The sequence below is a fragment of the Paenibacillus lignilyticus genome, from assembly GCF_017942085.1.
Lineage (GTDB): Bacteria > Bacillota > Bacilli > Paenibacillales > Paenibacillaceae > Paenibacillus_Z > Paenibacillus_Z lignilyticus.
The window spans coordinates 453,672-473,814 of record NZ_JAGKSP010000001.1 but is presented as its reverse complement, the minus strand read 5'-3'; the positions used below and the strand labels follow the sequence as shown (position 1 = coordinate 473,814).

Annotated in this window: 16 protein-coding genes; 12 read left to right on the top strand and 4 right to left on the bottom strand. The window is 52.8% G+C overall.

The features are described 5' to 3' along the window. Nucleotides 1-147: 147 nt before the first annotated feature. Nucleotides 148-957 (bottom strand): helix-turn-helix domain-containing protein, encoded by an 810-nt coding sequence (locus tag I8J30_RS02145; RefSeq protein WP_210654962.1) that lies wholly within the window; start codon nt 955-957, stop codon nt 148-150. A 146-nt stretch (nt 958-1,103) separates the two neighbouring features. On the opposite strand from I8J30_RS02145, the gene I8J30_RS02140 reads away from it, so the two are divergent. The 5 genes from I8J30_RS02140 to I8J30_RS02120 all read left to right on the top strand — a co-directional run bounded on the left by I8J30_RS02140 (nt 1,104) and on the right by I8J30_RS02120 (nt 7,486). Beyond that, a complete protein-coding gene (locus tag I8J30_RS02140; RefSeq protein WP_210654960.1) occupies nt 1,104-1,913 on the top strand; it encodes a phytanoyl-CoA dioxygenase family protein in 810 nt (269 codons plus the stop codon). Between the two features lie 152 nt (nt 1,914-2,065). Then, complete coding sequence (locus I8J30_RS02135) at nt 2,066-2,812, top strand: phytanoyl-CoA dioxygenase family protein (RefSeq protein ID WP_210654958.1); 747 nt, start codon at nt 2,066-2,068, stop codon at nt 2,810-2,812. Between the two features lie 76 nt (nt 2,813-2,888). Further along, nucleotides 2,889-3,737, top strand: coding sequence for a helix-turn-helix domain-containing protein (locus tag I8J30_RS02130; RefSeq protein ID WP_210654956.1), 849 nt, complete (start codon nt 2,889-2,891; stop codon nt 3,735-3,737). Nucleotides 3,738-3,992: 255 nt separating this feature from the next. Further along, nucleotides 3,993-5,132, top strand: coding sequence for a metallophosphoesterase (locus I8J30_RS02125; RefSeq protein ID WP_210654955.1), 1,140 nt, complete (start codon nt 3,993-3,995; stop codon nt 5,130-5,132). Nucleotides 5,133-5,197: 65 nt separating this feature from the next. After that, the gene (locus tag I8J30_RS02120) at nt 5,198-7,486 is read left to right on the top strand and encodes an alpha/beta hydrolase (RefSeq protein ID WP_210654953.1); all 2,289 of its coding nucleotides are present in this window, start codon (nt 5,198-5,200) and stop codon (nt 7,484-7,486) included. A gap of 116 nt (nt 7,487-7,602) precedes the next feature. Here I8J30_RS02120 and nagB read toward each other — a convergent pair whose 3' ends face one another. Continuing rightward, on the bottom strand, nt 7,603-8,343 hold the full coding sequence (gene nagB / locus I8J30_RS02115) for a glucosamine-6-phosphate deaminase (protein WP_210654951.1): 741 nt from the start codon (nt 8,341-8,343) through the stop codon (nt 7,603-7,605). 276 nt (nt 8,344-8,619) lie between these two features. Between nagB and I8J30_RS02110 the strand changes: the two genes are divergently transcribed. The 5 genes from I8J30_RS02110 to ptsP all read left to right on the top strand — a co-directional run bounded on the left by I8J30_RS02110 (nt 8,620) and on the right by ptsP (nt 13,616). Continuing rightward, complete coding sequence (locus I8J30_RS02110; protein ID WP_210654949.1) at nt 8,620-9,489, top strand: PRD domain-containing protein; 870 nt, start codon at nt 8,620-8,622, stop codon at nt 9,487-9,489. 30 nt (nt 9,490-9,519) lie between these two features. Beyond that, nucleotides 9,520-10,020 carry a PTS sugar transporter subunit IIA gene (locus I8J30_RS02105; protein WP_210654947.1) on the top strand — a complete coding sequence of 167 codons (501 nt, stop codon included), beginning with the start codon at nt 9,520-9,522 and terminating at the stop codon, nt 10,018-10,020. A 30-nt stretch (nt 10,021-10,050) separates the two neighbouring features. Next, nucleotides 10,051-11,499: an N-acetylglucosamine-specific PTS transporter subunit IIBC gene (gene nagE, locus I8J30_RS02100; protein WP_210654945.1), complete on the top strand. Its 1,449-nt coding sequence runs from the start codon at nt 10,051-10,053 to the stop codon at nt 11,497-11,499. 81 nt (nt 11,500-11,580) lie between these two features. After that, the gene (locus I8J30_RS02095; RefSeq protein ID WP_210654943.1) at nt 11,581-11,841 is read left to right on the top strand and encodes an HPr family phosphocarrier protein; all 261 of its coding nucleotides are present in this window, start codon (nt 11,581-11,583) and stop codon (nt 11,839-11,841) included. An 11-nt stretch (nt 11,842-11,852) separates the two neighbouring features. Then, on the top strand, nt 11,853-13,616 hold the full coding sequence (gene ptsP, locus I8J30_RS02090) for a phosphoenolpyruvate--protein phosphotransferase (protein ID WP_210654941.1): 1,764 nt from the start codon (nt 11,853-11,855) through the stop codon (nt 13,614-13,616). A 70-nt stretch (nt 13,617-13,686) separates the two neighbouring features. Here ptsP and I8J30_RS02085 read toward each other — a convergent pair whose 3' ends face one another. Beyond that, nucleotides 13,687-16,365, bottom strand: coding sequence for a DUF5722 domain-containing protein (locus I8J30_RS02085; protein WP_210654940.1), 2,679 nt, complete (start codon nt 16,363-16,365; stop codon nt 13,687-13,689). Between the two features lie 283 nt (nt 16,366-16,648). Then, nucleotides 16,649-17,668, bottom strand: coding sequence for a LacI family DNA-binding transcriptional regulator (locus I8J30_RS02080; RefSeq protein WP_210654938.1), 1,020 nt, complete (start codon nt 17,666-17,668; stop codon nt 16,649-16,651). 132 nt (nt 17,669-17,800) lie between these two features. Between I8J30_RS02080 and I8J30_RS02075 the strand changes: the two genes are divergently transcribed. Both I8J30_RS02075 and I8J30_RS02070 read left to right on the top strand, forming a co-directional pair. Beyond that, complete coding sequence (locus I8J30_RS02075) at nt 17,801-19,591, top strand: L-fucose isomerase (RefSeq protein WP_420831194.1); 1,791 nt, start codon at nt 17,801-17,803, stop codon at nt 19,589-19,591. A gap of 26 nt (nt 19,592-19,617) precedes the next feature. Then, entirely contained in the window at nt 19,618-20,046 is a 429-nt protein-coding gene (locus I8J30_RS02070; protein ID WP_210654934.1) for an RbsD/FucU family protein, read from the top strand. The last annotated feature ends 97 nt before the right edge of the window (nt 20,047-20,143 follow it).

Below are 20,143 nucleotides of genomic sequence, written 5' to 3'. Positions count from 1 at the left end.
ACCGGGAGAGGGGAGTGGATATTGCGGTTAAATGCTGCATGTTATGCAATATTTCTATCATTAGATGATTTCCGCTACTCCAGCTTTCCGCACATCTGCGTTCCTCGCTTCCACGTTCGGCATTCTTCGCTGCCAAGCACCCATAGCTTACAACTCGCGATTCTTATACGCTCGTGGATTCATGCCATATCGTTTGCGGAATTGACCTGCGAAGTGATTGTAGTTCTGGAAGCCGACATCGAGCGCGACTTCGGAGGCCTGCCGGTCGGTATGCTCGAGCAGGAGGGCGGCTTGGCGGATGCGCATGTCATTAAGCGAATCTACTATAGATGACCCGGTGGATTCTTTATATAAGTGCGACAGTCTCGATGGAGATAGGCCGACTGCACGGGCCAGCTCATCGATTCGAATCGGATCCTGCATACGCGTAGAGAGCAAGTGCCGGATCTCCTCAATGCGGGGATCCACCTGCTTGGACAGCCGCTGAGCGAGCAGCAGCAGGATTTCGCGCATCGTACTCTCGCATAATTCGTTCCAGTACAGGCTGCGCTCGATCGAATCGGAGATCAGCCGGTTGAAAGCTTGATGGATACGATTTCTGGCCACGTTGCTGTCGATCGCATGAATAAGCAACTTCTCGTTTGGAATCAGGCTTGTCTCCATGAACCGCGGCGTGAAGTGTGCCCATACGAAATTCCATGTGCTGCCTCTGCGCGTGCCGTATTGGTGGGGCACACCGGGCTGCATCAAGGTCACATCGCCTGTCTGGCAGAATCGTTCCACTCCATCAATCTGAAAATAGCCTTCGCCGGCAATCGTGTAGGTGATGAGCCAATCTCCCATTCCTTCAGACCGTTTCATAGTGTAGTTGTCAGTCTGTTGAAAATGCTCGGCGATGACCATGTTTCCGCCTTGTTCTTTGATATAGGAAGGCAATTCGGGTCCCTTTGCACTCATGTCAGGATCACTCCTCTGACACTCATTATAGCAGGATAGTAGGAGTAATTAGCAACATTCTTACTTCTGCATTCGCATGAAATTAACTACAATAAAGATACAGCGATGCACTGTTATCATCTACTTATTTACTAGGGGGAAGAGGAATGTCAGACGCTTTGCGAGTTCTCACAGCAGAACAAAAACAGCAATTCGATAAGGAAGGTTATCTCATTGTGAAAGGGTTATTCGCACCTTCAGATCTGTCTGAAATTGTAGAGAACTTTGATACGATGAGTCATGAGACGATTCCGGGTTATTTCGAACCTAACCTCCAGCCGGGTGTTACCGATCCGCTGCAGCGTTATCCGCGTGTCATGCATCCGCATCGGTATAACGAAACGGCGATGAAATATATGCTCCATCAACCGGTTATGGAAGTGCTGGCTGATCTATACGGAGAAGAGGCGTATGCGGCGCAAAGTATGTTCTACTATAAGCCGCCGGGCTCCAGAGGCCAAGCGCTGCACCAAGATAATTTCTATTTACAGGTGGAACCCGGCAACTGCATCGCGGCATGGACCGCAGTCGATGATGCTTATGAAGAGAATGGCGGCCTGCTCGTTGTTCCGAAGACGCATGCACATGAAATTTCATGTCCGGATGAGGCGGATACGACGGAATCCTTCACGACCCATTATGTGAAACCGCCTAAAGACGGCGTTGTCATGCCGGTCATTATGGAGAAGGGCGATGTGCTGTTCTTTAATGGGAATTTGATCCACGGCTCTTACCGGAACAAAACGAAGGACCAATTCCGCCGTGCGTTCATTTGTCATTATGCGAACTCTTCCGCGAGCCGGATAAACGTACATTATAACCCGCTCTACAAAGCAGACGGGACAAAGGTCGAGCTGGAAGGAAATCCGGACGGCGGTCCATGCGGCCTGGAAATGGGAGAATTTACGTATCATTAATGAGCTGATTATGCGAGCCGCAGCACCGGACGGTGCTGCGGCTCGCAGTCATTGCCGAAGATATGCATAGTTTATCGGTGAAGATGCGAAGCAGAAGTGTGCGGATCAAGCGATAATAGATTCAAAGATGATATCGCTTAGGAGGCATTCACATGTCCAATATCGCAAATGGTCGATTGACGCAAGCAGAAGTGGATTTTTACAATACAAATGGGTATACCTTATACAAGAACCAACTGTTCAGCGCCGAGAAGCAAGCTGAATTATCCGCTATTTTCGAGGAACAGTGGGAACTGGTCGGCCGTCGCTTGAACAGCGAGCTCGACACGCCGCATTTCCGCGATGAGCGCCTGTTGAAGTTTCTGCTTAGCGACGAAGTGCTTGATTTGGTGGAGCCGATTATTGGACCGAACATCGGTTTGTGGTCGAGTCACTTTATCTGCAAGGAGCCGCTCATTGGTAAACAGACGCCTTGGCATGAAGATTCCGCGTATTGGAAAGGCCGTCTGAGCCGCTATGACAAAATCGCAACCGTATGGCTCGCGATTGACCGCAGCTGGAAAGAAAACGGCTGCATGCGCGTTATTCCGGGTACTCACAGCAACGGCTTCTCCGATTATGAAGACGTGGATACGGATGACAGCATCTTCAACACGCAAATCAAGAATATTGATGAATCGAAGGCGGTATACTTCGAGCTTGAGCCGGGACAATGCTCGATCCACGATTCGCGGATTATTCACGGCGCTACGCCGAACCCGAGCCCGTTCCGTCGCTGCGGATACACCATGCGTTACTTCTCGACAGAAGCACGCGTGATTCCCGAGAAGAACCCGAACTTCAAGATTTGGCTTGCTCGCGGTAAAGATATCGCGGGAAGTGACTTCGTTAACGTATAATGCGGATAACGATCTGAATAATTCGGTACTTCGAATCGAAATCAAACCAACACCAACAGGCGAAAGGTAGAGTGAGATGAGCGTCTATAAAGGCCCAGAACGATTATTAAACGACAGTTATATGACTTTGTCTGCTCCCTTCCGCCTCTTCAAGCATTCCATAGACGGATTGATCGATACGCATTGGCATGAGTTTTTTGAAATGGGCTATGTTGTATCCGGAAGCGGTACGCATGTGCTCAATGGCGTGCCTACTCGACTTACGAGAGGCTCGGCTTTTCTGCTGACTCCGGCCGACTTCCATAGCTTAAAGTCCGATCCGGGAGAGACGCTCCAGCTTTACGATTTTATCTTCAAAGAGCAATTCATCCGCGAACCGCTGTTCGAGCTGCTGTTCGGTCCGAATACGGAGCATACGTACTGGTATGTCGGTGAAGAAATTGATGCGATTGAACGGGAGTACGAGCGCATTTGGGATGAGACGCTGCACTGGCAAGCGGGAAGCGATTTGTTGATCCAAGGCAGTGTGGAGCGCTTGCTCATCGACTTGTCACGCAAATGCAAAGGAACTCAGCCCACACTGGTTTCGACACCCGATCCCATGCAGCCGGTTCAATCATCGGTGCGCAAAGCGCTGATTTATATCCAGCATCATTTCCGCGAGGCTATTCCACTTGAGGAAGTGGCATCCTATTGCGGACTGTCCGCTAATTATTTCAGTGAATGCTTCCGAAAAGGGACAGGCTCTACGTTCCAAAGCTACGTCCAGGAGCTGAGGCTGCAATTTGCCAAGTCTTTGCTTAAGACCACGCAATTGCCTGTCACGGAAATTTGTTTCGCATCAGGCTTTAATACGCTGCCGCATTTTGAACGTGCCTTTAAGAAGCGATTCAGCTTGCCGCCAAGGCTATTCCGGAAACAATAACATAACCGCGGTACCACCCGGTCCGGCTCTCGCCCCCCAGCAGAGCTTGGCCGGTTATTTGCGTTCACGAACCGAGCAACGAACCTGTGTACCGTGGATTTGGGTGTTGTGGATCGCAATTTTTTGTGATTTTACAGAGCTTAGCGGCTGTAGTAAAATCGCTATTTTCATATGGAATCGGTATACTATTAGAAGTGAGTTTAAGAGGTTCAGCGAAAAAAGAAATCGTGGAGAAGCTCCATGCGGGGAGGCACTATGGCAGTCAGGTTGACCATCATTTTATCGATATTTCTAGGCTTGCAGATTTACATCGGTTGGCATTTGCAGTTATTTATTTCAGCGGCGGGCGGTGATATCCCGGCGGCGTTGTTTTGGCCGGTGTTTGGTATTGTAGCCTTCTCTTATCTCTTAGCGAGGCTGCTGCGCCGGGCTTTACCGGGATTTATGGCGGAGGGGCTGAAATGGATCGGTTCCTACTGGATTGCTGTGATGCAATATAGCGTGCTGCTGCTTCCCTTTGCCGATTTGGCTGCTTGGGGGCTTCGCGTTGGTTCGTACTCAAACGGAGATTCGATCCTAATCACAGGCATTGCTGTAATGGCGATAATTGGCATCATTCTGGCTGTGGGCTCATTCAATGCCTGGAGTCCGATTGTTCGGCGCTATGAGGTTACGATTCCGAAGGCAGCGGGAGATGGGCTGCCGCTTCATATTGCAGTAGCTTCGGATCTGCATCTCGGTTCGACCGTGCGCGCAAGGCATTTACAGCGTCTTGTGGATCAAGTGAATGCGCTCAAGCCGGATCTTATGCTGCTGCCGGGCGATGTATTGGACGATGCCGTGGAGCCTTTCGTGAAACATAAATATGGACGCAAACTGGCGGAAATCCGAGCGAAATACGGTACGTTCGCTATACTCGGCAATCATGAGAATTACGGCGGCGGCGTTCCCGTTTATGTCAACGAAATGCGGGAAGTTGGTATTCCGGTGCTGCTGGATGAAGCAAAGCTCATCGACAATCGATTCTATATCATCGGCCGCAAGGATAAATCCGATCATGACCGAAAATCTGCCCCGGAGCTGGTAGAGGGACTGGATGACTCTCTTCCGTCCATTCTTATGGATCATCAGCCTAGCTCAATCCGCGAAATTGCCGAAACGGGAGTCGTTGATCTTTCTGTGCACGGTCATACACATCGGGGGCAGATGGCGCCGAATCATTTGGTGACCAGACGGATATTTGAGCTGGATTACGGTTATTTGCTTAAAGGCGGGCTGCACGCATTTGTTTCTTCCGGGTTCGGAACGTGGGGGCCGCCAATTCGGATTGGGAGCCGGAGCGAGATTTTATCCATTAAGGTAAATTTCGCGAGTCCCGGCAATGACAACAAATAGCTGTTGGTTGCGTCTCAAATGCGGCGTATAATCGAGATATAATCTGTGAATCCGAGGAGCCAACTATGGAACTTGAACTCATAACGCCGATGCCGGCGCCTCCTGCGAGAGAGAGCTTCTTGAAGAGACTTGCGAGTTGGCTGCTGGATCGGGCTGCACATACCTTTCAATATGACACTGCCATTTGGCGCTATGCTTTAGTCGGCGTGTGGATCGTGTGCAGTACATTACTCATTATTGCAGCACTCGGGATGCCGACGGGGATTGGTGTCCTCTTCGACTGTGTGCTTATCGTTCTGCTCGGTGTAATCGTAATAGGTGCGGCAGGTGTGATAGGCGCTTATTTACTGACGCTTTGTTATGTGCCTGTGCCGCGGCTCACGCTAGCCGTGTTCGGCATTGCCGGAGCGATTATGTATAAAATCTGCGATGAAACGGATATCGGTAATCCGTTATCCATCCTTATGAGTGCAAGCTTCGCCTTGATTGGCTTGTTAGGCGGATTGATCATCGGTATGATCGCAAGCCGGAGGATCGCTGTTCTGGTTAAGGTGACGCTTGTAATTACCCTTACATTGACCGGGTTGACCTTCGATAAGTGGCCGATGAATGTACAGTCTGCTGCGCTTCCTGTAACTGTAATACCATCCGAGGATGCAGGATCTGCGGGAGTTGAGCTGCTGCAAGCCGACAATCCGGCAGAGCCGGGACTGTACCGTGTTCGTAGCTTCACCTACGGCAGCGGGAATGATACGCATCGCGACGAATTCGGCTCAGGTGTAGATCTAACATCGCAATCCGTGGATGCATCGACATACATTAAACGCTGGAATTGGCTGCGTCATTTCTTCTGGGGTTTCGATCAGCAAGAGCTGCCTTTGAACGGCCGTGTATGGATGCCGGAGGAGAAAGGGAATTATCCGCTTGTACTCATCGTTCACGGAAATCATCTGATGGAGCAATTCTCGGACGGCGGCTATGAGTACCTCGGTGAAATGCTGGCGAGCAGAGGGTTTATTGCCGTTTCGGTCGATGAGAATTTCCTCAATTACTCCTTCTGGGGCAACATCCCGAACAATGATATGAAGGTCCGGGCATGGATACTGCTGAAGCATCTGCAGCAAATTGCCGTATTCAGTGAACAGAAGGATAATCCGTTCTATCAAGAGGTGAACCTGCAGCAAGTAGCGTTAATCGGTCATTCCAGGGGCGGACAGGCCGTTGCGATGGCGGCGGACCGCAACAAATGGTTTAAGGATGACAAAACGTTGGCAAGCATGAACGGCATCCACATTCAGGCAGTTGTTGGCGTCGCGCCGACAGATACGAATGTCGATAAAATGAAGGCGGAGTTGAAGGACAAATATTATTTGTCGCTGCAAGGCGCAAGTGACGGCGACGTGGATACCTTTAACGGGGAGCGTCAATTTATTCGCACCTCGTTCTCACCGGATTCGGAACGTTTCAAAGCGACGCTCTATATAGGGGAAGCGAACCACAGTCGCTTTAACACGGACTGGGGAACGATGGACGATAGCCTGCCCGGCGGTCTGCTGCTGCGAAGAAGCGGGATGATTCCGGCGGAAGATCAGCGTGAAATTGCCAAAGTGTATATAAGCGCATTTCTGGAAGCGGCGTTGTATGGAAAGAAGGAATACGAACCGCTGTTCAGCGATTATCGCACAGGGTTAGAGTGGCTCCCGCAAGCTTCGTATATTAACCGATATGAGGACGGCAGCTTCTTGCCGCTTGCTCGAATGGACGAAGACTATGACAAGGCGAAGATGAGCGGCGGCGTTAAGGCCAAGGCGGAGAATTTGCAGTGGTCGGAAGAGGGAGCAGAGGACCGAGACGGGAATAAGAAAGGCTCCCGCGGCGTCGTGCTTCAGTGGAAAGAAGAAGATGGCAGCTTTACACTCGAATTGCCGGACACAGTCGGGGAGCAGGTAGCTGAAGCGGACGAGGACCAGCAGCTCATTTTCTCGATGACCAATCTTGAGCAAGACTTGAAGGATGATGATGAAGGGCTCGATATCCCGCTTCCTGACATCGATGTCGAGCTGAAGAGCGAGGATGGCGCAACGGTTCGCCTGCCGCTTGACGAATTCAAGCCGGTAACGCCGCTGCCTTATACCATCTTTACTCGGTTTCCGTGGCTGGAGAAAACGATCAAGAACGGAAAGTATAAAGTGCCGACTGAAGCCGTATTTCAGACGTACAATTTGCCATTCGAGCGCTTTGAGGAAGCCAATCCGGAATTCGACCCTGCGGAGCTGTCGCAAGTTACCTTCTATTTCACGAGCACTCAAGGCAAAGTGATGATGGACGATATCGGAATCGGCGATGAATTATGATTGAAACACGAAGAGCCGTGCCGTGCCAGCCGCTTCCAAAGCGGACTGACCGGAACACGGCTCTTTTTCTATCTTCTAAGTGCTGCACACAGGGCAAACGCATGAATACAACCAGGCTACTTGAAGAGCCCCTTAACTTGTTTTCCGGCCGCTTCATCAAGCAGCACCACGAGATGAGGGTGTGTTTGAAGCAACGATGCGGGGCACTCCGTCGTTATCGGTCCGATCAGTGCCCGATGTACGATTTCGGCCTTGTCCGCGCCTCGGACGGCGAGAACGATCATCTTAGCCTGTAAAATCGTGCCGACTCCCATGGTGATGGCTTGGCGCGGAACCTGCGCCGGCTGATCAAAGAAGCGGGCATTCGCTTTGCGCGTCTCTTCGGCGAGCTCCACGATGTGCGTGCCGCGCAGCAAGGCATGGGCCGGTTCATTAAAGCCGATATGCCCGTTATGGCCAATGCCGAGAAGCTGAAGATCGATCGGACCGACGCGCTCGATCAGCTCATCATAGCTGCGGCATTCCGCTTCCGGGTCCGGGGCGTTGCCGTTTGGAATATGGGTCTGCTCCGGCTGCAGGTCCACATGGTCAAACAAATGCTCCTGCATATACGTGCGATAGCTTTCGGAGTGATTGCTCGGTAATCCTACGTATTCGTCCAAATTAAACGAGGTAATTCCGCGAAAACTGACAAGACCGCGCTTGTAATCCTTCACGATCTGCTCATAAATGCCGACCGGCGTTCCGCCTGTAGCTAAACCAAGCACCGCGTGCGGATTCGTCTGAACGAGGCTGGTGATAATATTTGCCCCGGCTTCGTTAAATTTCTCCTGAGAATCAAAGGTCAACACATTCATAGTTATGTCCACACTCCTTGCAAGGCCAATGGTTGTAGGTTGTCCAGCCGGGCTCGGATTGCATGCAAACAGAGCGGCGATCCGCGAAATCACACTTGACGATATCGCTTACATCATCTATATTAATTTCATTGTGCATATACACAAGCCATTTGGCGTGTTACTAGCCCGACTAGGCATGAGCCAAGGAAAGAGAACACCGGAGCAATCCGGTGTCTCTTTCCTTGGTTTTTTTGCGTTCAAGTGGGGATTTTAAGGGCAAAGGAGGGTTTCGACGTGGGGCTGAAGGGTTTGTTGGGGATTGATCGCATCGTTGGCAATAATGTCCTTCTAACGATTGACCCGGCATCTTCGCTCGAGTACGTGCTGTTTGGCAAAGGGATTGGGTTTGCCTTCAAAGGACTCGAGCACATCGATGCGGAGGACCCTCGAATTGAGAAACGGTACCGGCTCGATGATAAAGATCAAGCCCGGCAGTATCACACTTTGCTTGAGGAGCTGGACCCGGCGGTCATCCAAATTTCCGAGCAGATTATCGACGACGTGCAGAAACGGCGCGGCTCGCCGGTTGACCCGAAAGTGTATTTCGCGCTCCCGAGCCATATACAATTTGCGGTGTATCGGCTTCGGAATGGCATGGACATCACGAATCCCTTCCTGTACGAAACGAAAATGTGCTATCCCCAGGACTATGACATCGCCACCCGCGCGGCGGAAATGATCAGCAACCGGTTCGATGTCGTCATACCTGAGGATGAAATCGGCTTTCTGACGTTTCACATCCATTCGGCATCGGGTGCCGTATCGGCCGGGCAGCTCGTTAGGCTGACGGAAGTGATGCATGCGATCGTAGAGCGGATCGAGAGCTGGCGAGGACATCCGGTTTCCAGAGAAAGCGGCGATTATGTGCGGCTTATCACTCACCTGAGGTATGCGCTCGAGAGGATCATTCAGCATAAAGTGGTCGACAATCCGTTCGTGAAGGAGCTGTGGGATCAGTTCCCGGAGGAGCTTAAGCTGGCACGACAAGTAGCACAGATGATTCATGACGGGCTTGGCGTGGAGGTCCCTCAGGATGAAATCGGATATCTAATGATGCACCTGTACCGTTTAAACCGCACGATCGATATGGGCGCTCAATCATAACAAACAGACAAGAATAAAGGAGTGGGCAGTATGATTTCCAAACTTTTTGGCGGAAAAGCCTCGAAAAAAACAGTGGACATCGCAGCACCGGCGACCGGGGAGCTTGTTCCCTTGCAGAGCGTGCCGGATGATGCATTCGCGCAAGGATTGATGGGAGACGGCATTGCGATCGAACCGTCGGAGGGGCTGGTCGTTGCGCCGTTCGACGGCGTAATCAGCCATATCATTGATACGCATCACGCTATTATCGTGGAGCATTCTTCCGGGCTTCAATTGCTAATTCATATCGGCATTAATACGGTCGCACTGAAGGGTGAAGGCTTCAAAGCGCTGGTAAATACGGACGATAAGGTGAAGTCCGGCCAACCGCTCATCGAATTCGATCCGGACTTCATTCGCAGTTCCGGGTATTCCACGGTAACGCCGATCATTGTCGTTAACGAAGATGGAGCGGAGAAGGTGGATTGTTCGTTCCATACGGTAAATGCCGGCGATTCGGCAGTCATTAAGGTGACGTTGAAATCGTCGTAAACTCGAGAGGATATAGGAGGAAAGATTCCCATGTTAGCGTTCCTGCAAAAAATAGGGAAGTCGTTGATGCTTCCCGTGGCGGCATTACCGGCAGCGGCGCTGCTGCTGCGATTCGGTAATATCGATTATGTAAAGGATTTCAATATGGCCGGGGCAGGCGAATTTCTGAACAAGTACATTGCTCCGTTCTTGGCTGCGGGTGGCGCTGCGATATTCGACAATTTGCCGCTTATCTTCGCAATCGGAGTCGCCATTGGCATGGTCGGCGATGCGGTTGCTACGCTGGCCGCGGTCATTGCCTATTTGGTGTTGACCAATGTATTGACGAAGGTGCCGACCGTATTTACGACCATGGTCGATCCGGAAACGAAGTTGAATATGGGTGTACTCGGCGGTATCCTTGCCGGTCTGGTCGCATCGTATTTATACAAGCGATACCATGATATCAAGCTGCCGGATTGGCTGGGCTTCTTCGGCGGCAAACGGTTCGTGCCGATTATCACCTCGTTCGTTATGGTCGTGGTCGGTCTGGTGTTCGGTTTGATCTGGGGTCCGGTACAAGAGGCGCTGGACGAATTCGGCCGATGGATCGTTGGGCTTGGCGGCCTGGGCGCGTTCATCTTCATGACGGCCAACAGATTGTTGATTCCATTCGGTCTTCATCATGTTATTAATTCCATCGCGTGGTTCCAGATCGGCGACTATACGGATGCGGCAGGCAATGTGGTGCACGGCGACTTGCATCGCTTCTTCGCCGGGGACAAGTCGGCAGGTATGTTTATGACGGGCTTCTTCCCGATTATGATGTTTGCCTTGCCGGCAGCGGCATTCGCGATCATTCATACGGCAAAACCCGAGAAGCGGAAGATGGTATCCTCGATTTTCATCGGTACGGCCCTTTGTTCGTTCTTGACCGGCATTACCGAGCCGCTGGAATTCGCCTTTATGTTCGTGGCACCGCTGCTCTACATTGTGCATGCGATTCTAACCGGGGTTTCCGCGTGGGTCGTCACCGAGCTTGGCATCCATCACGGGTTCGGATTCTCGGCAGGCTTCCTGGATTATGCCATTAACTATCCGCTCGCGACCAAGCCGCTTCTGTTGATTCCGATAGGCTTGGTATATGCAATCGTGTACTATGTGCTGTTCCGCGTCATGATCGTTGCGCTTAATCTGAAAACGCCGGGACGTGAAGACGATACCGCCGAAGAAGCCGCGGTTGCGAAGCCCGGCGGCGCTACCGAGGATGATAAAGCCGAGCGGGTGCTGGCGGCGCTTGGCGGTTCGGCTAATATCGAGAGCATCGATGCGTGTATTACCCGTCTGCGTCTGGTCGTGAAGGACGATCAAGCCGTCAACGATTCGGAGCTCAAGAAGCTTGGCGCTTCAGGCGTCATGAGGCTGGGCAAAGGCGCGGTTCAAGCCATCTTCGGCACGCAGTCGGAGCGATTGAAAGAGCAAATCAAACGCAAGATGTAGAAGATGTTGTCGATCATAGATGTTGTCGATCATAGATGTTGTGGATCATAGTAGGATTTAATGAGGAGGAGAAAAGTGAGGATGGAACAATCATTCGTCGTAGTGAACCCGACGGGCATTCATGCCCGTCCGGCTAAAAAAATCGTAGAGGCCGCGAAACTGTGCGGCGGCACGGTGTTCTTTGAAAAGGATGGCAAGAAGGTAAGCGCGAAAAGCCTCGTCAATGTGCTTGCGCTCGGTGCGAAGCTTGGGGATACGGTTATAGTAAGCGCCGAAGGAGAGCAGGCGGAAGCGGCAGTAGAGGCGATTGGAGCAGTTTTCGCGGCCGTGGAAGTACACTAGGAGGCTGAGTCATGGCACAGTGGGAATTGAAGGGAATTGCCGCGTCTGAAGGCTTGGCGATCGGCCGTGCGGTTGTAATGCACGAGGAGGCCGGCCCTCAAGGAATAGCATTTATAGAGGTTGGCCAAGAGGAAGCGGAGCTTAAGCGATTCGCTGCGGCGGTCGCTCGGGCTGCTGATGAACTGGAGTTGCTGCGCAGCCGAATGGCGTCGGACGGACGTGAGCAAGAAGCCGAAATTTTCGAAGCGCACCTCATGCTGTTAGAGGACGAGGAACTGATTGGGCAAGCGCAAGAGTCCGTACGCACGGAGCGCTATACGGCTGAGTCGGCCATGTCCGATGCGGCTGAGAAAGTGGCGACGCTGCTGGCAAGCTTGGATGACGCTTATCTGAAGGAGCGTGCGGCCGATATACGGGACGTGAGCCGCCGAGTGCTTCGTGCGCTGCGCGGCGGAAGCGGTGCGGAGACTGCCGGCATCGCAAGCGGGCAGAATGGCGCCGAAAAGTCAATCTTGGTCGCGCACGATTTGACCCCATCCGATACGGCGCAGCTTGACCCGGCATCGGTGGCCGGATTCGTGACCGCAATTGGCGGCCGTACGTCGCATTCGGCGATTATCGCCCGATCGGTTGGCATTCCCGCGATTGTTGGCGCGGGCACGGCGCTTGACGAAGTGAAGGATGGCCAGCTTGTAATCGTGGACGGGAAAGCAGGCGTTGTGCTGGTAGAGCCGACGGATAGCGAGTTGGCGCAATTTAGCGAGCTTCAGGTCGAACAGGCGGCAAGGCGGGAGCGGCTAAAAGCGTTCCTCGGCTTGCCGACGGTAAGTGCCGACGGTCACCGCGCGGAACTTGTGGCCAACATCGGCTCCGTTCAGGATGCGCAGCAAGCACGGCAGCAAGGCGCCGAAGGGATCGGCTTATTCCGCACCGAGTTTCTATATATGGGACGTCCGGATTTGCCGACGGAAGAAGAGCAATTCGCTGCTTACCGAGCGGTGGCGGAAGTGTTCGGCGGCGAAGCGCCGATCGTAATACGCACCATGGATATCGGCGGGGATAAACAGCTGCCGAGTCTGCAGCTCGAGCAGGAGGATAACCCGTTCCTCGGCTACAGGGCAATTCGGATTTCGCTCGATCGCCCCGACTTGTTCAAGACGCAGCTGCGGGCGATTCTGCGAGCCAGCGCCTACGGCAATCTGAAAGTGATGTTCCCGATGATCGCCACGCTGGATGAATGGCGAAGGGCCAAAGGGCAGCTGGAAACGTGCAAGCAAGAGCTGGCTGCGGAGGGAGTCGCGTATAACGAGCGGATTGAGGCGGGCATTATGATCGAAATACCCGCAGCAGCCTTGCTGGCTGACCGCTTTGCGCTCGAGGTTGATTTCTTCAGCATCGGCACGAACGATTTGGTGCAGTACACAATGGCTGCCGATCGGATGAATCCGAAGCTCGGTTACTTGTCCGATCCGCTGCATCCGGCGGTGCTGCGGCTAATCGAGATGGTTATCCGGGCCGCCCACAGGGAGAAGAAATGGGTAGGCATGTGCGGTGAAATGGCCGGCCAGCCGGTGGCGCTGCCCATCCTGCTCGGCATGGGTCTCGACGAGTTCAGCATGAGCGCATCAGCGGTATTGCCGGCTCGCGAGCTCATTTCTACGCTTAATCGGGGGCAGCTTGCGGACTTAGCCGACAAAGTGCTGGAGCTGGAAGACGCGAATGCAGTCCGAGAGTATGTAGAGCAGCATGTTCAGGTACTTAGAGAACGTGAATAGGTAGATGCGAAAGAGACCGGGAGAAAGCCGTTAGAAGCTTTTCCCGGTCTCTTTATTGTTGTTCTAACCCCTAAGAGCTAAATCCAATCTGATCCACTTGGTAGTACGCATTCCAGATCGAAGTGGAATTGGCGCTATACCAAATTTTGATTTTGTCGATGCTGCCTTTGTACGCCCAGCCGCTGAGATCCATCGAATACTTGTTCCACGTATCCGGTGTCGCTGTCGCTTTCCCTTCAATGATCTTGGTGCCGCTGTAAATCCGGACGGTTACATTATACTGCGTGGCACCCGGGCAAGCTCCGTACGAATCGAGCGCGAATTGGAACTTCGGCGTGCTCGTCACGTTGATAGGCGAAGCGAATACCTTCGTGATGCCTTTCTCTGCCCGCGCACCGCCCTCACCGTCGCCGGTCGTTGCATTATTCATGTTAATCTCGTATGCTTTGGTGCCGCTGAACGGTGTACCCGGACTATTGGCGAAGCTGGAAACGGCCGCGGCCGATTGCGAATACTCGGAGATGGACCAACCATCCGTGGAGGATTCGAAGGTAGACACGTTTGCCGTCGGCGTGATGGAGCCTGCAGACGAGAGCGTTCCAACGACCGGAGGTGTCCGATCGGCCAGCAAGGAAGCGTTATAACCCGGGATGACGGTGGCCCAGTCGCTAATGCCGATTATCGCTTTGGCGAAATCCGTCACCGCCTGGGAATCGCTCGTATCGATTTTTTGGAACACATTGTAGATGTACTTCGGATCCTTCGGCGCATACAACACCGATTTGGTCGTATCTCGCGTCCATAATCCGAGGTTCAAGCCGCCTTCTCCGCCATGGTCGACATGGCGATGCAGGATGAAGGAGTCGATGCCGCCGAGGAATTTCGCTTTGTAGTAGGAGTAAGCGTAAGCGGCTGCCTGCGTTTTCTGATCCGCCAGCGAGTTGCTGAGCGAGTGAAAGCCTTGCTCCGACAAAATAATGCGCCGTTTATTCCCGCCATACAAATAGTTCGATGCTCCGATGTAGTCCGTAAGCACTTGCAGGTTCTTAAAGTTGATTCGGACCGAGCTCGGACTGTTCGTTACGGACGTATCGTTCCAGATCGCCGGATCGAACAGATCCTCCGGATACGGATGATAGGCGATATTCCAAGGGATATTGCCTTCCGCCGTAATCCGCTTGTTGAATTCGTCCATAATGCCTTTGCCTTTGTAGGTGCGAAGCGCATCGGATCCGACGCTTCCGTTCCAGAAATGATCGAGGGAAATATACGTTCTGGCATTGGAATAGTACTTCTTCACCGCAGTCTCCGCAATACGATAAGCTCGGGCGTACTGCTCTACGAAATCCTGCAGCTGCTTGTTGCCCATATCGTACCAATAGGCTTGAGAATTCACTTCGTTCCCGACGATATAGTTTACGGCCCTTCCGTATAGCTCATCGCTTCTCGTGTATCTGCTTGCGAGGAACTCGGCGCCTGCTTTCCAATACCGGACGCCATCTGCATTGGTCGTATTGATGGCCGCTACTGTACCGCCGGCATAATCGGGATGAAGGAGCTTCGAATTAATCGTGCCTGCAGCATTGTACATAATCAGAATAAGACTCACGATCACATCGTCATCGGATAAGGTCTTGATGTCATGGTCCAGTCCGTTAATGTAAGATTGCTTGAAATAATAAGTAGTGCCGTCCATCACGAACGGTATGGCACCTGTCGCATTGTCCAGGAACAGCTCGTTAAAGGACACGTTCAGCGCTGCGTGGCTGATGCCGAGCTTCTGCGCGTCATCGACCGTTTGCACTTGCAGGCCTTTGATCGAGCTTGCTGTCGGAAAAGCGAAGGTGTTGACGGAGGCAGTCTGCTGCGTGACATAAGTAGGGCTTGCCACGAGTTTCTTGGTGGTGTGGTTGATGACTACAAACTTGGAGTAGGCTTTGTCGCGGGAGGAGACGTACCGTGCGGTGGAGAGTGAGAAGCTGGCAACCCCGCCGCTGGGCGTTACGGTTTGAGTAGCATCAGGGGTGTAGGTGGTATTGATGTTGTATTGTTCGTAGGTTTGAAGCTCGATGAGGTCCAGTTGGACGGAAGAAGCGGTGTTGTAGGTTCCGGCAGCTGTAATCTGCGCAGAGCTGGCGGACACGGAACTTATGGAGCCGGGATAAGTGGCGGGGTAAGCGGAGAAGCCGATATTATCCAGCTGGTGTTTGCCGTTCCATGCGGACGTGTAAGTGACAGAGCGGTAAGCAACTTCAATCTGCGTAATGCCGGTTCGATAAGCCCAGCCGCTGAGGTCGACGCTTAGCTCATTCCAGGAGTCGCCGGCAATGGCTTGCGTAGAGACTAAGGTTTGGGTGCCGCTGGTGAACGTAATTCTAACCTCAAACTGCGTATGCGATGGATTAATGCCGTAGGTGTTGAAAGCGCCGTGGAAGTAAGGTGTTGCGGAGACGTTAAGGGCAGGGGAGAAGTTCTTGTAGGTCGAACGCCAAGCCGTTCCCGCTGCGGATGAGGTTGACAGCTCGCCCATGCGGTTACCGCCGTATGGCGTTTGCGGACCATTCAGGCTGCTCGTTACATTTGATAGCCCGGTGACGTTGCTTCCCCATTGCCAGCCATCGGTCCCGGCTTCGAAGCTTCCGATATCCGTCTGCAGCACAGCCGCTTCGGCTGCCTTTGGACTAGGAATGAACGGAATCAGAACCGTCAAGCAAGTCATCCAAATCATCCAACGTTTAACTCTCTTCATAATTAACCTCCTTGCAAGTATACTTACACATACTAATATATACTTTATTGAAGGCGGTTTCAATGCGGGATTCGTCGTACGAGCAAAAAAAATACAGTTTACATAAGGGAAAAACAAAGCGAATATCAAAGTATACTTTTACGGAAAACGACATCATTTCGCATCATTTCACAACATACGTTGAGCCTCGTCATACGGACAAACCAAAAAGACGCGCAACTGACACAGCCGATCGCCGGAAACGTAACGATCGCTGCCCAGTCACCCGCCTCTGCCAATTTCGCTAACCCTGCGTCTTTACCGAACGCCGAACAATGAGCTCCGCCGGCAACATGATCCGCTTCCACGGAGGCGGACTGTTCCGCTCCTGAATCCGCTCAATCAGCATCTGCATGCCGAGATAACCGAATTGATAGGCTTGCTGGGCGGCCACCGTGATGAACGGATCCACTTCGGAGTTTAATCCGAAATCATCGAAGCAGACAACCGAAATATCTTCCGGTATGCGCAGTCCCCGCGCGCGCAGCAGCCGGATCAGGACGACTGCAAGGACATTGTTTCCCGCCATAATGGCCGTAGGCATCGAGTCCATGACTATAGTATCAATCCATAGTCCCATAGCCTCCACATCCAGATGGGGGCCGAAGGTGGTTTCATGAATATCCTCTTCTCGCAGCGTCAGATCGTTCAGCTTCATCGCTTCTTGGAAGCCTTGCAATCGAAGACGAGCGCTTGAGATCGAGGAAGAGCCGTTCACGAGTGCAATACGGCGATGGCCTTGCTTCACCAGATGCTCAACCAACGAGCGGGCTCCGTCCTTGCTGTCGCCGAGCACGATATCGCAAGCGATGCCGGGCACTTCGCGATCGAGGAGAACGAACGGCACATTGTGCTTTCGCAGCTGTTCCAAGTGGGGGAGCGAGGGATCTCCTGCCGGCGCAAGAAGGGCTCCGTCAACCCGTGTCGTCAGAATCGTATTAATATATTCCCCTTCCTTATCCAAGCTCTCGTCGCTGTTGCCAAACAGCAGGCGGTACCCGTGTTTGCGCGCAGCATCCTCGGCGCCGCGCGCGAGCGTCGTGTAGAAAGGGTTCATGATATCCGTTATGAGCAGGAATAAGATACGGGTTTGCTGCAGCACGAGGCTTCGCGCCATCTGATTAGGCACATACCCCAGCTCATCCATCACCTTTTTGACCTTCAAACGGGTTTTTTCGCTGATCTTGCCGGTGTTATTGATAACTCTCGAAACGGTCATTGCCGACACATTCGCTTGTGCCGCAATATCATAGATTGTAACCATGCTAGGCGTACTCCTTGTCGACAAATCATGCACTAATAATATACAACAAACGGATTGACAGCAAGCGGTTTCATTGCTATTTTAATGTTATCGGTAACATTATTTAAAACATGGACAATGGAGGGGTTAGCTGTGGCAGATATCCGTACTCGATTTGAGTCCTCATTTCCCAAGATCGGGATTAGACCCGCAATTGATGGCAGACGCAAGGGGATCCGCGAATCGCTCGAAGAGCAAACGATGGAGATGGCGAGATCTGTAGCAAAATTGTTCTCGGAGAACTTGCGCTATCCAAACGGAGAACCGGTGGAATGCGTTATTGCAGATACATGCATCGGCGGCGTGGCGGAAGCTGCGGCTTGCGGCACCAAATTTGCGCGCGAGAATGTTGGCGTTTCCATCACGGTAACGCCTTGCTGGTGTTATGGCACGGAAACGATCGATTTGGACCCGTCCATTCCGAAAGCCGTCTGGGGCTTCAACGGGACAGAGCGTCCGGGTGCGGTATATCTGGCAGCAGTGCTGTCCGGTTACGCACAGAAGGGACTTCCCGCGTTCGGCATTTACGGGAATGAAGTGCAAGATACCGGCGATATGTCGATTCCGTCGGATGTTCGTGATAAATTGCTCGGCTTTGCCCGTGCGGGTCTTGTAGTCGCCTACATGAAAGGCAAGACGTATCTGTCCATGGGTTCGGTTTCGATGGGGATTGCAGGCTCGATCGTAAACGACGCTTTCTTCCAGGAATACCTCGGCATGCGTACCGACTATGTGGATATGACAGAGTTTGTCCGCCGCATGGAACAGGGCATATATGATCCTGCCGAGTACGAGCTGGCTCTGGAATGGGTGAAGAAGAACTGCTTGGAGGGGCCGGACAACAATCCGGATTCCATCCGCACAACCCGCGAGCAGAAGGACAAGGATTGGGAGACGGTTGTCAAAATGACCCAGATTGCCCGCGACCTCATGGTTGGCAATCCACGGCTTGACGAGCTTGGTTACGGCGAAGAAGCGCTGGGTCATAACGCCATCGTTTCCGGCTTCCAGGGGCAGCGGGCGTGGACCGACCATTTCCCGAACGGCGACTTCTTGGAGGCGATGCTCAATTCCTCCTTCGATTGGAACGGCATTCGTGCGCCTTACATCGTGGCCACAGAGAATGACAGCCTAAACGGCGCGGTGATGCTGTTCGGCTCACTCTTGACGAATACGGCTCAAATTTTCGCCGATGTGCGTACGTTCTGGAGCCCGGATTCCGTTGAACGCGTGACGGGTCATCGTTTGGAAGGCCATGCCGAGAACGGCATTCTGCATCTGATCAATTCCGGTCCCGCCACGCTGGACGGCACCGGTCAGCAAGAACGCGACGGCAAACCGGCGATGAAGCCGTTCTGGGAAATCAGCGAAGAGGAAGCGCAGCGCTGCTTGGATGCAACTTCATGGCGCCCGGCTTCACTGGAATATTTCCGAGGCGGCGGTTATTCTTCGGATTATTTGACCCGAGGCGGTATGCCGATGACGATGTCCCGCATCAATCTGGTGAAGGGGATCGGGCCGGTTCTGCAAATCGCAGAGGGGTATTCGGTCGATCTGCCGGAGCATGTCCATGATACGCTCGACAAACGGACGGATCCGACTTGGCCGACAACATGGTTTGCGCCAACGCTGACCGGCAAAGGCGCGTTCCGCAGCGTGTATGATGTCATGGACAATTGGGGCGCGAACCATGGCTCCATCAGCTACGGCCATATCGGTGCGGATCTGATCACACTCGCTTCCATGCTCCGTATTCCGGTCAATATGCACAATGTGCCTGAAGAGAACATTTTCCGTCCGCGCGCTTGGTCGCTGTTTGGCACGGACAACCCGGAGAGCGCTGACTATCGCGCATGCAGCAATTTCGGAGCCCTATACAAATAAGAGAACGACTACCGGGAGGATAAATCATGTTATACGGCATACCTAACATCATCTCGCCTGAATTGCTCAAGATCTTAATGGAAATGGGCCATGGCGACGAAATCGTCATCGGAGACGGCAACTACCCGGCAGCCAGCAACGCACAGCGTTTGGTACGCTGCGATGGTCATAATGTGCCGGAGGTGCTGAACGCCATTCTGCAATTGTTCCCGCTGGATCAATACGTCGAGAAGCCGGTAACGCTCATGCAGGTTGTGCCAGGCGACAAGGCAGAGACGCCAATCTGGGGCACCTTCGAAACGATCATCCGCGAGCGGACCGGGAAGAGCGAGACATTCGAAATGATCGAGCGCTTCGAATTCTACGATCGTGCGCGCAAAGCCTATGCCATTATTGCCACAAGCGAAAGTGCCTTGTATGCCAATCTCATTCTCAAGAAAGGCGTCATCGCCTAACTCGCACGAACTAAACCGATCGCCCCGATGAATAAATCGGCGGCTGTCGGTTTTTTTGTGGCCGGCTTGGAAAAACTATGCCGAAATGGAAGGAGGG